This window comes from Maridesulfovibrio frigidus DSM 17176 (assembly GCF_000711735.1).
Classification (GTDB): domain Bacteria; phylum Desulfobacterota; class Desulfovibrionia; order Desulfovibrionales; family Desulfovibrionaceae; genus Maridesulfovibrio; species Maridesulfovibrio frigidus.
In genome coordinates this window covers 371,892-389,956 of sequence record NZ_JONL01000001.1, presented here as the reverse complement: position 1 = coordinate 389,956, position 18,065 = coordinate 371,892, and the positions used below count along the sequence as shown (strand labels likewise).

Below are 18,065 nucleotides of genomic sequence, written 5' to 3'. Positions count from 1 at the left end.
GCGGTTTTTTTATTGTAAACTTATTCCCACAACTAAAAAGTTCCCTCTTTGGCCGTCGGAGACTTTCTTGTTAACGAAGCTTGCTTTTAGGGCAGGTTTCTTCGAGATAGCAAACTTCACAACCACCGGAATAAGGGTGAGGGGTGAAAACTGCGTACTGTCTGTTTACTGTTCCTTCCTGATTCCATTCTAGTCCTAGTGATTTGAACGCTTCAAGAGCTGCTTCGCCCGGTTTAGGTAGCGGAGCACATTTGCCTTCTTCTAGTTCAGGAAGCAGGCTCTGAGCCGCAGACATGATAAGGGTGATTGCCAGGTTGTGATGTGCTAGTCCCTCTGTAGGAGTTTCCTGCCAGATCTCTTCCACAGCATCTTCAACTTCCTTATCCAGAAATAGGAGAAGAAAGTCAGAACCTTTTGCGCCTTCTGGTTGTTCAAGCTTGTAGGCTTTCAGGTATGGCAGCCATTCATTCCAGCATTTTTCTAAGCTTTCCATCAAGGACTGCTCAATGCGGGTTGAATCATTAAGTTCTGCAAAATAAAATATGTTAAATTCAGGGGTAGCCGTGGCTTCTGTGACTTTAAGAGCACTCATATATTTTTCTCCTGTTCGTTGTGTTCAGATGCAAGCAGTCTCTTTACATGGTTCAAGCCATACCCTCAAGTGTAAAAAATCCCCGGAAACCAAAAAAGGTCTCCGGGGATTCAAATATCACTGTAATCGATAACTAAATTGCTAGATTTTACAAGCAGTTCTGAGATCGTCTACTGCATCTGTTCTTTCCCAAGTGAAGTTGGGATTGTTGCGGCCGAAGTGACCGTAACAAGCAGAATCTTTGTAGATAGGACGTTTAAGATCAAGCCTCTCACTGATATACCAAGGGCGCAGGTCGAATACGTCTTTGACAGCTTTGGTCAAAACTTCATCGTCCACTTCACCGGTACCGTGAGATGTTGCAAGCACTGAAACAGGCTCAGCAACACCAATAGCGTATGCAACCTGAACTTCAGCACGTTCTGCAAGGCCAGCTGCTACGATGTTTTTGGCAATGTAGCGAGCCATGTATGCGCCGGAACGGTCAACTTTGGATGGATCCTTTCCTGAGAAAGCACCACCACCGTGGTTACCCATTCCGCCGTATGTGTCATTGATGATCTTACGACCAGTAAGACCACAATCACCCATTGGGCCGCCGATTACGAAGCGTCCAGTGGTGTTGATGTAAATCTTAGTAGCATCATCAACCATATCTTTTGGAAGAGTTGCAAGAACTACTTCTCTTTTAATGTCTTCATAAATCTGCTCTTGCTCAATACCGTCATCGTGCTGTGCAGCGATAACAACGTCGGCAATGCGGACAGGTTTACCATTGAAGTACTCGAAAGATACTTCGGTTTTTCCGTCAGGACGTAGGTAAGCAAGAGTTTTGTCTTTGCGTACGTCAGCAAGTTTGCGGGAAAGTTTATGTGCCCAGTGAATTGGAGCAGGCATAAGTGTGTCAGTTTCTTTACATGCGAAGCCGAACATCATGCCCTGGTCGCCAGCACCCTGGCTTTCTGGGGAGCTGCGGTCAACGCCCTGAGCGATGTCTACAGACTGCTTATCAATAGTAGATAAAACAGCACATGTGTCAGCGTCAAAGCCCATGTCTGAATTGACATAGCCTATTTCACGGATTGTGTCGCGAACGATTGCCTGAAAGTCGGCATATCCGCTTGTAGTAATTTCACCGGCGATGAATGCCATACCGGTAGTTACCAGAGTTTCACATGCGACTCTTGAGTCTGGATCCTGAGCGAGAAGTGCGTCAAGGATTGAGTCGGAAATCTGGTCGGCCACTTTATCTGGGTGACCTTCTGTAACGGATTCAGAGGTAAAAAAGTACTTGCCTTTGCTGCTGATCATTAAAGTTCCTCCTGAAGTGAAATGAAGTCGAGTTTAGCGGAACCGTTTTCTGCTAACACTCTTTATAAAATCTCAAACGTAAGCTTCCGATAATTAAATACAGAAGCAAACAGCCCGAGTTCTTTACACCTTAATAAGTAGATTGTCTATCAATCTCGTCTTTCCTAAATGGATAGCTACGGCACATAGTGCCGGACCGGAAACTTTTTCCAGTAAGTTGATTTTATCAGGATCTACGATCTCGATATAATCAACTCTACTACCCGGTATGTTCTTCTGGTAAAAGCTTCTCAATTCACTGGTAAGTGTTAGAGCTTCACTTTCGCCTTTATCGACCATATCCTTGATGTTCCTTAGTCCTTTCTGGATCAAGGGGGCAAGTTCTTTTTCGGTGTTGCTGAGGTACACGTTGCGGGAACTGAGAGCCAGCCCACTTGCTTCGCGCACAATTGGATGTCCGATAACTTCGACTGGCATATTCAAATCTCGTACCATGCGTTTAATTATAGCTAGTTGTTGCCAGTCTTTTTCGCCGAAAATTGCAATATGCGGTTGTGCTGTCAAAAAAAGTTTAGCTACAATTGTCGTTACCCCGCGAAAATGTTCAGGGCGGGATTTGCCACATAAATTTATGGCAAGTTCAGGAACTTCAACCCATGTCGAGTGGTCTGGATAGTACATTTTAGATTTCTCGGGTGCGAAAAGAATATCCGCACCTCTTTCACAAGCAAGCTTTGCATCTCTTTCAAGATCATGAGGATAATTATCTAAATCTTCACCGGGCGCAAATTGTGTGGGATTAACAAAAAGGGATACTATTACAGTATCGACTTTCTCGCGGACTGTATCTATTAAGCTAAGGTGTCCTTCATGGAAATACCCCATGGTTGGCACCAATGCGACAGTTTTTCCCTGACTTCGTAATTTCAAGCTTATTTTTTGTAATTCTTTGGGGTCTTTAATTATAATCATATTTTTACCTTGCGGCTGTTTCGCTGATGCCGATTGTAAATACTAATAAGTGGCGTGAGCGGGATTTGGTTTACCCATATAGTTTTTAACTGTCCATAGTATAATCATTGTTTTTGATACATGAAGGGGAGGGACGGAAATATTTTGTCCACTGCTTAAAATAGCTACTTGTATTGAAGCCCGTTGCGGGGTATTGCCATTGCCATGAACAAGGATAGCCTTTTTAAAGATAATATATGTCTGACTCCGCAAGATTTGATCCGCTACGAGCATACGCTTAAGGATTTAATTCGTGAGTTTCTGCCTTTTGACTCCTACAGTCTTTTTTTTCCAAAGCCTGTAGCAGGCGGGCAGTCGCCTCTTGTAACTCGTTACAGTTCGGAAGATCGCCAGGTAATGCTTCCTTTGAAGCTTCAGGGGCGTGATCTCTGTTACTTCATTGCAAGGGGGGTACTTCTGAAAGCTCCTAAGACCACTCCTCGGTACCTTGAGGCGTTGGCTACAGCTTCGCTTGAAAAAATTTTACTCTACAAGACATCTATAACAGATAGTCTCACCGGTATGGCGACTCGGGAGCATTTTATGACCAAGCTGGTTAAAGAGCTTGATCTTATCCAAAATTGCATGATGCCTGCTCCTGGTGGTTGTAAAGATCCTGGGATTCCCACATTCAGTGGCTCCGTTGGGGTTGTTGTTCTTGATCTAGATAATTTTCAGCGGATTAATGACCGCTATGGTTACACTCTAGGTGATTCTATTGTCGCGGAAGTAGGTAACAAAATATGTGAAGCGGTCTTTGAATCCGTCGTATGCGCACGGTTGTTTGAAGATAAATTTGCATTCATTATTCCAGATGGAAGGCCGAAAGTCTGCGCCAGTCTTGCTGAGAAGATGCGCCTGATTGTTGAGCGTCTTCCTGTAGAAGACCCCGTTACCGGGGATGTTTTAAAGATCAGTTGCAGTGCAGGTTTTGCAAACTACCCGCAAAGTCTCTCCGGGCCTCATTTTAAACGCAGTGCTACTGAACAGGGCAGAATTCTTATGCGTAAGGCTGCTAAAGCTGTAGCCACCGCGAAAGATTTTGGCCGAAATTGTGTTTTTGCATATTCAGATATTTTGAAGAAAGGCGGCAAGGTCATTGAAGTTCTGCCTCTGCAACGGCTTGCTCTTAGTCTTGGGCAGTCTGTTGATACGCGTGAGGGGGGAAGGTTTCTGATATGGTCTCCTGATTTTCAGTCTGGAACTCAGGCTAAGCTTACTGAAGATGAAAGAATTTCTGGTACTTACCCCACCATGTATAAAGCTGAGGTTGTTGTCATTGAGGTGCAGGAAGAAATCGCGTTTGCGGAAATTCTGCATTTAAGTGATCCGGCCTGGCCTGTAACTGCCGGAGACAGGCTTACTTTGCTTGATGAGAAAGATAGCTTTTTTGATGCACAATCTGGGCCTGAGTCTTCAGCAACTCCGCAGCGTGATATAGTGACCGGATTGTTCCGCTATAAGGAATTTATCGGGCGGTATAGTCGCTTGCGCCAGAATATGGATAAGTTTTCCATTGCGGTTCTTAGGTTGGCGTCCGGATCTACTGATCAAGGTGGTAATTTTCAAAAGATTACAGATGCTCAGGTTCAGAAGGTTGCCTCGAGGGCCGAGAATGTTTTTGAAGTTTCACATACTGGCGGCAGGTACAGTTTAAACAGTCTTATTTATTTTTTCCCGAAAGAAGATTCAGACTCTGCAATGGAAATGATTTTGAAGCTTGTCAGGGAGTGCGAAATTGATTTTGATATCGAACTGGCTGCAGGAGTCGCTTCATTTCCATTCCTGAATTATAGGCGCAGTGAAATTCTTGATAACTGCCGGAAAGGTTTAGACCACGCGATGATGATGGATAAACCTATGGTTGCGCAGTTTGATTCGGTTTCGCTTAATATTGCGGCTGACAGACTTTACGTAGATGGTGATATTTATGGCGCTGTGGAGGAATTCAGGCTGGCTCTTCTAGCGGATTCTGATAATATTCTCGCGCGAAATTCACTGGGGATTTGTTATGCTCAGGTTGGTAAACCGGAGCAGGCACGGAAACAGTTTGAGCAGGTTCTTGAAATTACTCCCAATAATATAATGGCTTTGTATAATCTTGGGTGGGCTTGTCAGATGCTCGGCAACTTAGATAAAGCCAGAGATGCTTATCATCGTTGTCTTGAGCTTGAACCTGAAAATGTTTTTAGTTTAGTCAGGCTTGGCGTGCTTGCTGAGCAGGACCTCGGTCTAGATGAAGCTGAGCAGTTTTACTTGAAGGCATCCGCGCTAAAGGGCGGGGACTTCCTGACTATGAGGCATTTAGCACGAATTTCATATGCGAGAGACGATGTTGAAAAAGCCAGAGAATATTTGCACCTAGCATTAAATGCCAACCATAATGATGCGTATGCAATGAATTTATTGGCCAGACTGTATCTGGAAAGCGGAGAAGACCCTCAGATTGCGGAAGTTCTTGCTCGTCAAAGCGCTGCCCTTAAGCCTGGAAAAGAAGCCTTTTGGGAAACTCTTGCCATGGCGTTAGAAGTTCAGGGTAAAGATTCTGAGGCCGATCAAGTCCGTTCAAGATTGTAGACCGTGTCAAGAATTCTAATCGCTCTATATCTGCTTCTTTGCGGAGCTATTGCGTTTCGTATGTTTGTACCGATTAGTGATGAAAGGCAGTTCTCACAGACGTTTAGGGGTGAGGTTCAGCAGCGGGTTAAGATGGGGGAAGGGGATAGAAAATCCGTGCTTCCTATGTTTAAACAGGTGGCTGAAGAATTTGCTTTGCAACCGGAGATATTAAGGGCAATCGCTGATCATGAAAGTGGGTATAATCCTTGGGCACTGAATGTTGAAGGGAAAAGTTATTATCCTGAGTCAAAAGTAGAAGCTCTTTCTATAATTGAAAAAAACAAGAAAAAGAGCTTCGATGTAGGCTTAATGCAAGTCAACTCATACTGGCTTAATAAATTTGATTTAAGTCCTGCCAAAGCTTTGGACCCCGAAGAAAATGTTCGACTCGGTGCATGGATTTTGCGTTATTGCCTTGATAGCTATGGTTATAATTGGCGCGCAGTTGGCGCTTACCACACAGGATCAGCGAAAAAGCATCCTGTCCGTTCGAAGGCATACGCTGTTAGAGTTTTGAAAAAATATAAAGTTTTGTTAGATAAATCTGAGCAGCAGATTAAATAGAATTTCTCCTTCGTGGGATTACAAAGTCTTTTAAATTTGTTTTTTGTAGCGTGGGGTATCGTTTGTGGCTGAGCATGATTACGTCATTTTTGAGGTTGATTTCTGTAAATTCGCTGTATCTTCTGCTCTTGTCGACAAAGTAGAACAGGCGGTATTGATTTCGCCTGTGCCTGATGCTCCATATCCCGTTTTAGGGGTGGTTAATGATGGAGGCACTGTTATTCCTGTTGTTGGAGTACGCAGAAAAATAGGGAATGAAGAACGGGATGTTATCGTATCTGATCGTTTCTTGTTCACGAAATTTAATGAGAGAAGAATTGCCATTCTTGCGGACGAAGTTAATGACGTGATTGAAATCCTACCTGAAGTGTCACAGAGTGCTGATGAAATTTGGCCCGGTGTTTTTTATCTGAAATCATTTGCCGGGATCGGTGCGGATATAATTTTGGTTCAAGACCTTGGCTCTATTTTGAATTCCGAGCAGGAGCAGAGTTTGGCTGAAGCTCTTGAACGATTTGCTACGCAGGGAGAAGGCTCGTCCGATGCCTGAATCTTTATCCGATGAAAAAATAGACCTCCTGTCTCAAATGGTCAGAGAAATTTATGGGTTAAAATTTTTGCGCGACAGGTGGAATGATCTGAGAAGCGCTGTTGTATATGCTGCTAGTAAAATCGGAAGGTTCGAATCCTCTGAGCAATGTCTCGATTATCTATTGTCCCCAAACGTGGGGGAAAAAGAACTAGAATTATTCATAAATCAACTTACCATTGGTGAAACCTATTTTTTTCGGGACCCGGATACCCTAAAAGCCTTAGAGCTTGAAGTCTTGCGCAATATGAATGGTAAAGGGAGCGGGAACGGAGGAGCTGTTCGCATTTGGTCTATGGCCTGCGCTACAGGAGAAGAACCTTACACCCTTGCAATGATGTGTCACAGGTCGCACATTTTATCTGAAATTTTAGGGACAGATATCGATAGTGAGGCTCTGAGTAAAGCGCGCGAAGGGTGTTATAGGAAATGGGCCTTTCGAGTAGAGTCAAATAATTTTCAGGAAGTTTACTTTAAACCCAATTGCCCCCAATCTTTTAATTTAGATAATGCAATTAAAGCAAAGGCCAATTTTTCCAGATTTAATTTGATTGGTGATGAGCTTCCTCTTTTCTTAATGAGTATGGATGTGCTCCTTTGTCGTAACGTTTTGATTTATTTTTCGGAGGTTGCTGTAGAGCAGGTTCTCGATAAAATATGGACTAGTTTAAATTATGGGGGATGGCTTGTTGTAACACCAAGTGAATCTGGCCTCATAACTGCTTACGGTAAATTTGAACCTGTTAATTTTGGCTCTGTTCTACTTTTTAGAAAGACTAAAGGTTATACTCCAAAGAAATTTAATGAAGCATTAAATTCCATATATACTGACGATTTCAATCAAAATTCCGACTTTTCAAACTCAGATTTAGGTGTTTATCCTGATTTGAGTGATAATATTGATTTTATTGCAGACAATTATTTGGTCTGTGAAACAGATAGCTCCCTTTTATGTGATACCTATGACTCATATTCTACACCCGAGTCCGAATCAGCGAATGATCTTACAGAAAATGCAGATAACTCTTCGGTTCTAAATCCTGTAGAGGCTGCATGTGAGCTCAGGGCACAAGGTGATAACCTAGGAGCCTTGTCTCTGCTTAAAAAATCTCTGGATGAAAACTTACCGCAAAGTACCAAGGCAGAAGTTCTGTCTGTCATTGCTGGTATAAAAGCTGATTCAGGGTTGCTAGGTGAAGCTGTTCACTGGTGTGAAAAGTCAATCGAAGCGGATAGGGTCGCACCGGATCCTCATTTTCTTTTGGGGCAGATCAGGATGAATCAAGGTGATTTTGACTCTGCCCTAAGTGAGCTTCGGAAAGCTGTTTATCTGGATAGCAGCTTTGTGATGGCTCACTTTGCTTTGGGGAATATTTATTTGTCAAAACAGGATAAAGGGTCGGCTTTACGGCATTTTCGCATTGCTTTGCAAGAGCTTAAGAAGATTGACAAGGATTATCCCGTTCCTCATTCTGATGGCACTGCTGCTGGTCGATGTATTGAGATGATCGAGCTTGTAAAAAATAATATTGGTTGAAACATGGCGTAATTATGAAAGAGAACAAGACTGCTAAATTTATAGGCCGCAAAAACGATCACGAATTGCTGAAAAAAAGAGCTGAAAAGCTCGCTCTTAAGGTGAGGTCTGATCGCGCTGAAGTTATGCTGGATGAAAGTGCGTGCGATTATGTTCAGTTCAGCGCTGGCGGAGATGTTTTCGCAATTGAAACTTCAATAGTGAAAGAAGTGCTGGAGCCAGATGACATTGTTGATGTTCCGTGCACTCCTGACTTTATAAGTGGAGTTGTTAGTTTACGGGGGCATATTTGCTCGGTTATTGACCTACGCATATTTTTAGGTCTTTCTGGCGATACTTCCAAGTCGCATAGTATGATTCTTTTTCTGTCCTCCGGAGAAATTGAGTTCGGGATATTAGTCGATGAGATAACAGATGTCTTTTCCGTTTCAAAAGATGAAATTAAGCACCTACCAACCAGTGGAGCTTCTTCAGATCGATATTCACTTGGAATAACAGAAGGAAGAGTTGTAATTCTTGATGGTGAAAAGCTTTTGAACGATCCCCTGTTAATTGTAAACGAGGCTATATCCAGATAATCTTTAAACTGGACCCATGTTTTAAGAATATTTTGTGCAGCAGGTCTCTTTTTTAGTAATCAACTTACATATGTGAGCAGTATAAATGATTTCAGGTGATTTGCGTACAAGGCTTCTCGGAGCGTTTCGAGGCGAATGCAGAGAGCGTCTACTTGTTCTCTCTTCTGATCTTATGAAGATGGAGATGGGGTCTGACGATCAAAATGTCCGTTTGCTTATCGAGTCTTCTTATAGGGAAGTTCATAGCTTAAAGGGAGCAGCTCGAGCTGTAGGGCTAAGCGCTGTCGAAAAATTTTGCCAGTCATTTGAATCTTTTTTTTCTGTACTCAAAAAGAATGGTCTCTTGCCTTCAAAGACTGTTTGCGGTGTGATGGTAGGTTGGTTGGATATTCTTGAAGAGCTAATAGCCAATGAGGACGGTTCTGATTCATCTCTTTCGGCAGGGCCTACTATGGTTGCTCTTGCCAAGATGGACGAGTTTGTAGGAGCTCCTGAGCTAATAATCGTTGAAACAGGTGGACAAAAGACAGAAACTCTTTCGGGTGAAGAGCATGCTGCCTGTTGCGTAGAAATTGAAGCTGAAGTGAAAAATGAAATACCGGAAGAGCCCGAAAAAGAAGTTGTTGCTGAACCGCAGATTCCTACAGCTCGAATGTCTATGGGAGACACCGTCAGAGTTGACTCTTCATTCCTTACAGGATTGCTGTTGCAGACTGAAGAACTTCTTTCTTCTCGAAATTCTCAAGAAGCACGTGCTTCTGAGGTTGCTGAATTAAGTAGTAAATTTTCCGAGTTTTCGCGGTTTTTTTGCGACGTGTTAGCTGAGAACAAAAAAATAACTGACGAGGCTGATGATCTGATTTCTATGAAAATGGAAAAAAAGATGACTTCTTTTGCAAAAAGACTTGGTTTACTTTCCTCGTCTACTCAAAAAGCTCACAGGGATTTATCTTCTAAGGTAGACACTTTGCTTAGTGAATTCAAAAGCTCAATGCTTCTTCCTTTTTCATCTCTCTTAGAAGTGTTCCCTCGTATGGTCAGAAGCTTGAGTTCTGAAATCGGGAAGCAGTGTGATTTTAAAATGAGTGGTGAGTCTGTTCGAATTGACCGCCGAATTTTAGAATTACTTCATGATCCTCTTATGCATATGGTCCGAAATTCTGTCGGGCATGGCCTTGAAACTCCCGCTGAACGCATTGCAAAAGGCAAGGCTCCTACCGGGAATATTTATTTTGAGATTACGCAGACTGACCGGGATATTGTCAGGGTAGTGATTGGCGATGATGGGATCGGCATTGATACGGCTAAGCTTAAAGGGCTAGCTTTGAAGCAGGGACTGCTTAGTTCGCGTGAGGCTGACGAACTGAATCATAATGCGTTATTAGAACTCATCTTTATGTCTGGTATGTCGACCAGCGATATTATTACCGACATTTCAGGGCGAGGCTTAGGGATGGCTATTGTTCGCGATAGTGTAGAGTCCTTGGGGGGTAGCGTTACTGTTTCCAGTGAGGTGAATACAGGAGCACGTTTTGTTCTAAATATCCCAGTTGCGTTGACTTCATTCAAAGGCATAGTCGTTGAGGCCGCCGGCAGGAAATTCGTTGTGCCTAAGTCTGGAGTGAGCAAGGTGCTCCTCGTCAGGCAGAAAGATATAGAAACTGTTGGTGGCAAAGAGACTATTATTTACCAAGGGAAACCCATTCCCATAATAACTCTTTCTGATATTTTAGAACTTGGCTCGGTGAATACAGAAAAAACTACATTCCCCGCATTTATAATGGGCGAAGGTGTGAAAGCTGTGGCAGTAAGTATGGATGAGCTTCATGGGGAGCAAAATGTCATGGCTAAGCCTATGGGCCCTTTATTGCGAAAGGTTCGAAATGTTTCAGGGTTCACGATGCTTGGGACAGGAATGCTTGTTCCTATTCTGCATGGGCCTGATATGATCAGAACCGCTCTCGGGGTCAGTTCCGGTTCTAAAGTGCAGTCTTTCTCTCATCAGCATGGGGTTAAGGAAGTCAAAACTGTTCTTGTCGCTGAGGATTCTATTACATCTCGTACGCTTCTTAAAAATGTTCTTGAAGCAGCCGGATATAATGTAATCACTGCAGTTGACGGATTGGACGCGCTTAACAGGCTTAAAGCAGAACTCCCTGATATTTTGGTTTCTGATGTTGAAATGCCTCATATGGATGGGTTCACTCTTACTGCTGAAGTTCGCAAAATGCAGCAAAGTGCCAGTTTACCAATCATACTTGTTACATCTCTTGGCTCACAGGAACATCGAGAAAAAGGTGTGGATGCTGGTGCAGATGCTTACATTATTAAGTCCAGTTTTGATCAGGGTAATTTACTCGAGGTTATTCAACGGTTAGCATGATATTTTTAGTGAACCCCTTTTTCACTGCTTGGAATTGAGTTTCACGTTTTTTTGTATCTGTTTCAGAATCTCAGAAAGATGATTTATATATACCAGTACGTTGATTGTTTCTTCTAAAGTGGAGTTTTTGTGATAAAGGTTTTAATAGTAGATGATTCTGCCTCGGTGCGTTTGTTGCTTACGGAGTTTTTTTCGCGTGAACCTGATTTTGAAGTTGTAGGGTGTGCGGAGGACGGTAAATCTGCGCTTAGAATGGTTAGGCAATTAAATCCTGATGTTGTTACTATGGATGTGAACCTTCCAGACTATGATGGGTTTACCGTGACCCGTCGTATTATGGAACAAAACCCTGTTCCTATAGTCATTATTAGTGCCGTATATACTGCTTCTGATGCAGAAGTAGGTTTTCGATTACTTGATACAGGTGCTTTAGCTTTCCATAACAAGCCTGCCATTAATGATGAGTTTTTTAACGAGTCTATGGCTGAAATTGTTATGTCAGTTCGTGCAATGTCTGAGGTGAAATTAGTCCGCCGTAAAGCTACACCTGGTGGATATGTTGCTCCAAGTCATAATTCGAATAAGAAGCCATATGGATCTTGTCCGGTAAAAGGTCCCGTAAATGCAAAAATAGTCTGCATCGGAGCTTCTACCGGAGGGCCGCAAGCTCTTAAACAGGTTTTGATGTCATTGCCTCATGATTTGCCTGTTCCCGTCATGATTGTTCAGCATATTTCCACTGGTTTTTTAGAGGGACTAGCAAATTGGCTGCACACTAATACTGGTCATAATATTCAAATTGCTAAAGATGATGAAACCCTCAAAGCTTGCACTGTTTACTTTGCTCCCGAAGATTATCACATTCAAATTTCCTCTAAACTGAAAGTGACACTCACAAATTTACCTGCTGTAAATGGCATCAGACCGACCGTTGAGGGAATGTTTGAATCCGTTGCACGTAATATCGGTGGCGGGGCTGTAGGGGTGTTATTGACTGGTATGGGCAGTGACGGGGCTGCAGCTCTCCTTGAAATTAGACGGCGCTGCGGATATACGATTGCTCAGGACAAGGAGACTTCCATTATATTCGGTATGCCTGGTGAGGCTGTTAAAATTGGAGCTGCGATTGCTGTCTTGCCTTTAGGTGAAATAGCTGATGCAATTGTTAAACATACCACAGGTCGTTAGATGATACAGGGGAGTTATTAGTGAGTTTTCAGCATATTCTTATAGTTGAAGATAGTCTTACGCAGGCTGTGAAACTTGAATATTTTCTTTTTGAAAAAGGTTATAGAGTCACTTTAGCTTCAGATGGAGAAAAAGCTCTCAGTGCTTTAGATTGTAAAGATATAGATCTTGTAATTAGTGATATCATAATGCCCGGTATGGACGGGTACGAACTCTGTGAAAATATCCGTATTAATCCAAAGTTCAAAGCCGTTCCGGTTATTCTTTTGACCAGTCTTTCGGAGCCTGGGGATATAATTAGGGGGCTTAAAAGCGGCGCTACGAATTTTGTAACTAAACCATATGACGAAGACTTTTTGTTGTCTCGAATACAATCTGTTTTCAAACATGGCGAATTTGATTCCACCCAAAGCGCGATGCAAGAGGTCGATTTTGAATTTCAGGGAGAGAATCATTCCCTCAAAGCTGATTTTGGCCAGGTTTTTCACCTACTTCTTGCTACCTACGAAAATACACTACTCCAATCACGGCAAATTGATGAAGCAAATCGAAAGCTGATAGCTAGAGAAGAACAACTTAGTTCTGTCCTTGCTTCAATGTCTGCGAAGATTGCCGTGCTTGATACAGATACAAAGTTGATCGCGGCGAATGAATCGTGGCGTGAACTTTTCACTCCCGGTGGAAACGATGTTAAACTTGAAGGGTTGGATTTTAAAGAAGCGGTAGCAGCTTCAGGGTGCCTCGTTAAAGATTTGGATATCTTATTCGAAGGTGTCAGTTCGGTGGCACGAGGTGTTACGGACAGTTATTCTCTAGAGTTTGCTGTTGATGGGAAGCACGAAGGCGAAAGCTTGTGGAATATACTTGAAGTTACTCCTATGCGTGGAGGATTGGGGGGGGCTGTGGCCTCTTTCATTGATATTACAAGTCGCAAGGAAATGGAGCATGAGTTGATTGCAGCTCGTGATACTGCGGAAAAAGCTAATCGTTTTAAATCCAGATTTCTCGCATCCATGAGTCATGAGATAAGGACTCCTTTAAATGGCGTAATCGGGATGACTGACCTTACTTTACGCTCAGACTTGACCGCCGATCAGACTGAAAATTTAGAAATAGTTCGGACATCCGCAAATCAGCTTCTTACTCTGATTAATGATATTCTTGATCTTTCCAAGGTTGAGGCCCGTATGCTTACCCTCGAAGAAAAAGATTTTCATTTAAGTAAGTCTTTAGGTGAAATAATAAAAATTATGACACCGCAGGCTACTGATCGTGGGTTAGTGTTGAGCCTTGATATCGATAAAAATGTTCAGGACATTGTTTGTGGGGATGAAGGGCGGCTTAAGCAAATATTTTTTAACCTTGTTGGGAACTCCTTAAAATTTACTGAACAGGGCGGAGTCTTTGTACAAGTTACCGCTTTAGAGTCTTCAACTGATTTGGAAAGTACGAGTCTTCAGGTTTCTGTTCGCGACACTGGGATAGGTATTCCTGAGGCGAAGCAGGCTCTTATTTTTGAAAGTTTCAGGCAGGCAGATGACTCAACAACTAGAAAGTTTGGTGGTTCCGGTCTTGGATTAGCTATTTCTCGCGAACTTGTCGAAATGATGGGGGGCGAGATTAGTGTCAGGAGCTCAGAAGGGTACGGTAGCGTTTTTACATTTAGTGTGAGTTTGAAGCACGGAACTCCTACGGTTATTGCTTTTGATTCTGTGGAAGCTGAAAGCTGTGATGTAAGTAATGATGAATCCCTATACCGAATCCTCGTTGTTGAAGATAACCCCATCAATGTGAGAGTTGCGACCAGTCTTTTGAAAAAAATGGGGCATAGTGTTCATGTTGCCTCAAATGGTCTTGAAGCTTTAAGTTCTCTTTCCGTGCTTGATGTTGATCTTGTTTTGATGGATTTAGAAATGCCCAAAATGGACGGGTTTAATGCTGCTAAATCTATTCGCAAAGGAGATTCGGGACATTCCAAACAAGGAATTCCAATCATTGCAATGTCTGCTCATGCGATGTCTGGAGTTAGAGAGAAATGTGAAAAATCCGGTATGAATGGATACATTGCCAAGCCTGTTCAGTATATTGAGCTGCATGATGCTATTTTGCAGGCTGTGAATGTAAAAAAGCGTGCGTCACAGTTTCAGGAAGAACCAAATAATAACACGAATAATGCGGCAATTAATAAGGAAAGCGCTCTTGATCTGTATCAAGGCGATGAATTGTTATTTAGCGATATTTGTGAAATGTTTGTAACTGATGTTCCTTCAGATTTGGTCGCATTTCGGGAAGCGCTAGAAAAGAATGATACAGAAACAGCAAAGCGAACAGTGCATACATTGAAAAGTAGTTGCGCTGCGGTGTGTGCCGATCAGGCATTAGAAATTGCCACCAAGCTTGAAATCGCATTTCTCGGCAATGAGTTGGAGCAAGTGCATGTCTACATGGATATGTTTTTGAATGAATTTTCAAGAATTGAGACAGAATTGGACCTCTAAAAACATAGACGCCAGTCCTCTGTCGTAGATGAATTTTTAATAATAATTTGGCGTTGAAATTATTTCAAAAAAAAGCTTGAGCAATCTGAAGTAAGTCAGGTTGCTCAAGCTTTTGTTGTATTCTAGGGTACTTGAAAGTTTTATTTCAAAGCGAGTGCAAAGGCTTCATCTACAATTCTTCCAGCTTCTTCCTGAATAGAAACGAGATGGGCCAATCCTTTAAAAGATTCTGCATAGATTTTGTATATTGATTCAGTTCCTGATGGGCGGGCTGCGAACCAGCCGTTCTCCGTAACAACTTTCAAGCCTCCTATAGCTTCTCCATTTCCTGGAGCAGCTGTAAGGCGAGCTTCAATTTTTTCTCCAGCAAGAGTTTTTGCCTTTACCATCTCAGGAGTAAGTATGCTGAAAGCTTTTTTCTGCTCTATCGTTGCTGGAGCATCAATTCGTTTATATACTGGATGTCCAAACTTGTTTTCCAAATCTGTGTAGTGCTCGCCGGGATCTTTTTCTGTTTTTGCGGTAATTTCCGCAGCAAGAAGATTCATGATGATACCGTCTTTGTCGGTGGTCCAGACTGTACCGTCTTTTCTAAGGAATGAGGCTCCTGCACTTTCTTCTCCGCCAAATCCGCAGGTTCCTGAAAGCAGAGGGTCTACGAACCATTTGAATCCGACTGGAACTTCCATAAGATCACGGTTGATGGACCTTGCCACGCGGTCGATCATGGAACTTGAGACAAGCGTCTTACCGACGACTAGATCTTTTTTCCATTGTGGTCTGTTCGTATAGAGATATTCTATTGCAACCGCCAGATAATGGTTTGGATTCATCAAACCTCGGCTTTTGGTTACAATGCCGTGTCTGTCCGTATCTGGATCATTAGCGAATGAAATGTCGTATTTATCTTTAAGTTCGATCAGGCCCGCCATTGCGTAGGGAGAAGAGCAGTCCATGCGGATCTTCCCGTCTTTGTCTACGTGCATGAAAGAATATGCCGGATCTATTTTTTTGTTCACAACGTTGATGTTTAAACCGTATCGTTCAGCAATTGGTTCCCAAAAATCGATTGCTGCGCCTCCGAGCGGGTCAACTCCGATACTTAGGCCTGCGGAGGCTATCGCTTTCATATCAACTATGTTTCCGAGATCGTTGATGTATGGAGTAGCAAAATCAAATTCGTGAGTTGTCGAGGCAGACATTGCGCGGTTTAAAGGAATTCTTTTTACGTCCTTTAGGCCGTTTTTTAATATGGCATTAGCCCTGTTCTGAATAGTACTGGTCGAGGTGGTGCCAGCCGGGCCACCATTTGGAGGATTATATTTGAACCCTCCATCGCGAGGAGGGTTATGCGATGGCGTAATGACAACTCCATCGGCGAAGCCGTCTTTTCTTCCCTTATTATGGGTGAGAATAGCGTGCGATATTGCAGGAGTGGGAGTATAGCCCGTGTCATTTACAAACACTTCCACACCATTTGCAGCAAAAACTTCAAGAGCTGAAATTTGAGCAGGTTCAGACAGGGCGTGCGGATCCTTACCTATAAAGAGAGGTCCTGTGTAACCCATTGAAGCTCTATATTCGCATATGGCTTGCGCAATGGCCCAGATATGGTCCTGGTTAAAAGAACCTTCAAAGGACGATCCTCGATGCCCAGACGTTCCAAATGACACTAACTGAGAATTAACAGAAGGGTCAGGTTTGGTAGTGTAATAAGCCGAAACAAGTTTCGGAATGTTTTCAAGTATTTCAGGTGGAGCAGGTTTGCCGGCTAGTTTGCTGAGTGACATTTCGTCCTCCAAATTTTTATATGCAACTGAAGAATATCAAAGAAAAATAAAATTACAACTGTTAAGAGAAGAATTATGGATATCTAGGCCGTTCCGCCAGCCCTTTCATATAATTATCAACACCGATTTCTTTCATAATGATATTATTGTTTTTCCAGCGCTCAAATAGTGATTCTGGGAGACCTGTTGATTCACAGTCTGTGAAATTATCGCACTCAAAACAGAATTCAATTTTTTTTTCACGTACACATTCTGACACTTTGCAGGATGGCAGGCATGTTCTATTTTCAGATCTGCACCCACCGCAGGAAGGTTTTGCTAAGGAGTCTAAGAGTGCACGGAAGGATGAATATTCTTCCATTGCAGGATTAAATGCTTTTAAGCGATCTGCATAGATTTGAAAATTATCTCCCATGACTTCAGATATTGCCTGTGCGTGATCTGCAACGTTTCCTTCTGAGCAGCCGAGGCAGCGGGAACAGTCGAGACCGCACGGAGCAACAAGATGTCTCGGAGCTAACTTGACTTTGGAATTGAGGGAGGGCTGTGATGTTGGTGTTTTTTGGGGTGACATTTGATACTTCTTTTGTTGTTGGCTATAATTTGTAGTTGGAATAATTTAAAGCTTTAAAAAGAATAGCAGAATTGATTTGCTTTTTCGAGGGTAATTTTGTCAGTAAAAAAAATCAAAAAAAAAAGCCTCTCATCCATTTAAGGATGAGAGGCTTTTTTTTTTGATTTTTTAAAGAATCGGTTTAGCGGTGCGCGTCAAGTTCCGCCATCAATTCAACTGGAACTTCAAAGCCTGATTCTGTTGCTTTATCAGCACAGTCAATAGCTTTTGCGTAGTCACCTTTATCTGAGTAACAAAGAGCAAGGTTGTTCCATGCTGGGCCGAAGTGTTCTGCAAGTTTAACTGCTTTTTCACAAACTTCGATGCAGTCATCAACATTACCTTCGTGGTAATGAGCACTTCCAAGGGTTGCAAGCGCCTGTACAAAGTTGTGATCGTACTTGATAGCGCGTTTGAGAGCTCCGATAGCCTTATCAACATTACCCTGCTGCATGTAAACAAATCCGATATTTCCCCATGGAACAGCGAAGAACGGACGTTGCTGAGTTGCACTGATATTGTAGCTTAGGCAGCCTTCAAGATCGCCACGCTGCATTGCAATTCCACCAAGCTGAACATATGCTTCCGCCAGTTTAGGAGATTCATTAATGGCTCCTATAAATTCACGTTCGGCTTCCATGAAATCTCTTTTGGAAAGATATGCAATACCTAGATTGTAACGAGTGTTACTACAGGTAGGGCTTTTAATTCTTTTATCTTTAAGGTCTGCAATGTAATCGTCAATATTATCGAACTTTTCCATAGAATTATCCTCTTAGTTTCGAACCGTTT

General features: G+C 42.6%; 14 protein-coding genes. 8 read left to right on the top strand and 6 right to left on the bottom strand.

From position 1 onward, the window contains the following. Positions 1-70 precede the first annotated feature (70 nt). From BR06_RS0101815 to panC, 3 genes are all read right to left on the bottom strand, one after another. A complete protein-coding gene (locus BR06_RS0101815) occupies positions 71-592 on the bottom strand; it encodes a hypothetical protein (protein WP_031479539.1) in 522 nt (173 codons plus the stop codon). 141 nt (positions 593-733) lie between these two features. Continuing rightward, the gene (gene metK / locus BR06_RS0101810) at positions 734-1,903 is read right to left on the bottom strand and encodes a methionine adenosyltransferase (protein WP_031479537.1); all 1,170 of its coding nucleotides are present in this window, start codon (positions 1,901-1,903) and stop codon (positions 734-736) included. Positions 1,904-2,026: 123 nt separating this feature from the next. Next, the gene (gene panC, locus BR06_RS0101805; RefSeq protein WP_031479535.1) at positions 2,027-2,875 is read right to left on the bottom strand and encodes a pantoate--beta-alanine ligase; all 849 of its coding nucleotides are present in this window, start codon (positions 2,873-2,875) and stop codon (positions 2,027-2,029) included. Between the two features lie 204 nt (positions 2,876-3,079). Here panC and BR06_RS0101800 point away from each other — a divergent pair, with 204 nt between their 5' ends. The 8 genes from BR06_RS0101800 (at position 3,080) to BR06_RS0101765 (ending at position 14,870) form a co-directional block, all read left to right on the top strand. Beyond that, entirely contained in the window at positions 3,080-5,491 is a 2,412-nt protein-coding gene (locus BR06_RS0101800; protein WP_034602722.1) for a tetratricopeptide repeat-containing diguanylate cyclase, read from the top strand. A 3-nt stretch (positions 5,492-5,494) separates the two neighbouring features. Further along, positions 5,495-6,097, top strand: a complete 603-nt coding sequence (locus tag BR06_RS0101795; protein ID WP_031479531.1) for a lytic transglycosylase domain-containing protein — start codon at positions 5,495-5,497, stop codon at positions 6,095-6,097. A 64-nt stretch (positions 6,098-6,161) separates the two neighbouring features. Further along, on the top strand, positions 6,162-6,647 hold the full coding sequence (locus BR06_RS0101790; RefSeq protein ID WP_031479529.1) for a chemotaxis protein CheW: 486 nt from the start codon (positions 6,162-6,164) through the stop codon (positions 6,645-6,647). Further along, positions 6,640-8,223, top strand: a complete 1,584-nt coding sequence (locus tag BR06_RS0101785; RefSeq protein WP_031479527.1) for a CheR family methyltransferase — start codon at positions 6,640-6,642, stop codon at positions 8,221-8,223. The genes BR06_RS0101790 and BR06_RS0101785 overlap by 8 nt, the downstream gene beginning before the upstream one ends. Positions 8,224-8,237: 14 nt before the next feature. Further along, entirely contained in the window at positions 8,238-8,801 is a 564-nt protein-coding gene (locus tag BR06_RS0101780) for a chemotaxis protein CheW (RefSeq protein ID WP_031479525.1), read from the top strand. 85 nt (positions 8,802-8,886) lie between these two features. Continuing rightward, the gene (locus tag BR06_RS0101775; RefSeq protein ID WP_031479523.1) at positions 8,887-11,184 is read left to right on the top strand and encodes a hybrid sensor histidine kinase/response regulator; all 2,298 of its coding nucleotides are present in this window, start codon (positions 8,887-8,889) and stop codon (positions 11,182-11,184) included. A gap of 129 nt (positions 11,185-11,313) precedes the next feature. Beyond that, positions 11,314-12,372, top strand: coding sequence for a chemotaxis-specific protein-glutamate methyltransferase CheB (cheB, locus tag BR06_RS0101770; protein ID WP_031479521.1), 1,059 nt, complete (start codon positions 11,314-11,316; stop codon positions 12,370-12,372). Between the two features lie 20 nt (positions 12,373-12,392). Beyond that, positions 12,393-14,870, top strand: coding sequence for a response regulator (locus tag BR06_RS0101765; protein WP_031479519.1), 2,478 nt, complete (start codon positions 12,393-12,395; stop codon positions 14,868-14,870). A gap of 140 nt (positions 14,871-15,010) precedes the next feature. On the opposite strand, the gene pgm is transcribed toward BR06_RS0101765, so the two are convergent. The 3 genes from pgm to BR06_RS0101750 form a co-directional block, all read right to left on the bottom strand. Next, a complete protein-coding gene (gene pgm / locus BR06_RS0101760; RefSeq protein ID WP_031479517.1) occupies positions 15,011-16,660 on the bottom strand; it encodes a phosphoglucomutase (alpha-D-glucose-1,6-bisphosphate-dependent) in 1,650 nt (549 codons plus the stop codon). A 73-nt stretch (positions 16,661-16,733) separates the two neighbouring features. Continuing rightward, positions 16,734-17,234, bottom strand: a complete 501-nt coding sequence (locus BR06_RS0101755) for a DUF3795 domain-containing protein (protein ID WP_031479515.1) — start codon at positions 17,232-17,234, stop codon at positions 16,734-16,736. 181 nt (positions 17,235-17,415) lie between these two features. Next, on the bottom strand, positions 17,416-18,036 hold the full coding sequence (locus BR06_RS0101750) for a tetratricopeptide repeat protein (RefSeq protein WP_031479513.1): 621 nt from the start codon (positions 18,034-18,036) through the stop codon (positions 17,416-17,418). Positions 18,037-18,065: the final 29 nt, after the last annotated feature.

Bases quoted from the DNA above. Each gene is read 5' to 3' on its own strand.
- BR06_RS0101815 (WP_031479539.1), bottom strand. From the start codon at position 592: ATGAGTGCTCTTAAAGTCACAGAAGCCACGGCTACCCCTGAATTTAAC.
- metK (WP_031479537.1), bottom strand. From the start codon at position 1,903: ATGATCAGCAGCAAAGGCAAGTACTTTTTTACCTCTGAATCCGTTACA.
- panC (WP_031479535.1), bottom strand. From the start codon at position 2,875: ATGATTATAATTAAAGACCCCAAAGAATTACAAAAAATAAGCTTGAAA.
- BR06_RS0101800 (WP_034602722.1), top strand. From the start codon at position 3,080: ATGAACAAGGATAGCCTTTTTAAAGATAATATATGTCTGACTCCGCAA.
- BR06_RS0101785 (WP_031479527.1), top strand. From the start codon at position 6,640: ATGCCTGAATCTTTATCCGATGAAAAAATAGACCTCCTGTCTCAAATG.
- BR06_RS0101780 (WP_031479525.1), top strand. From the start codon at position 8,238: ATGAAAGAGAACAAGACTGCTAAATTTATAGGCCGCAAAAACGATCAC.
- BR06_RS0101775 (WP_031479523.1), top strand. From the start codon at position 8,887: ATGATTTCAGGTGATTTGCGTACAAGGCTTCTCGGAGCGTTTCGAGGC.
- pgm (WP_031479517.1), bottom strand. From the start codon at position 16,660: ATGTCACTCAGCAAACTAGCCGGCAAACCTGCTCCACCTGAAATACTT.
- BR06_RS0101755 (WP_031479515.1), bottom strand. From the start codon at position 17,234: ATGTCACCCCAAAAAACACCAACATCACAGCCCTCCCTCAATTCCAAA.
- BR06_RS0101750 (WP_031479513.1), bottom strand. From the start codon at position 18,036: ATGGAAAAGTTCGATAATATTGACGATTACATTGCAGACCTTAAAGAT.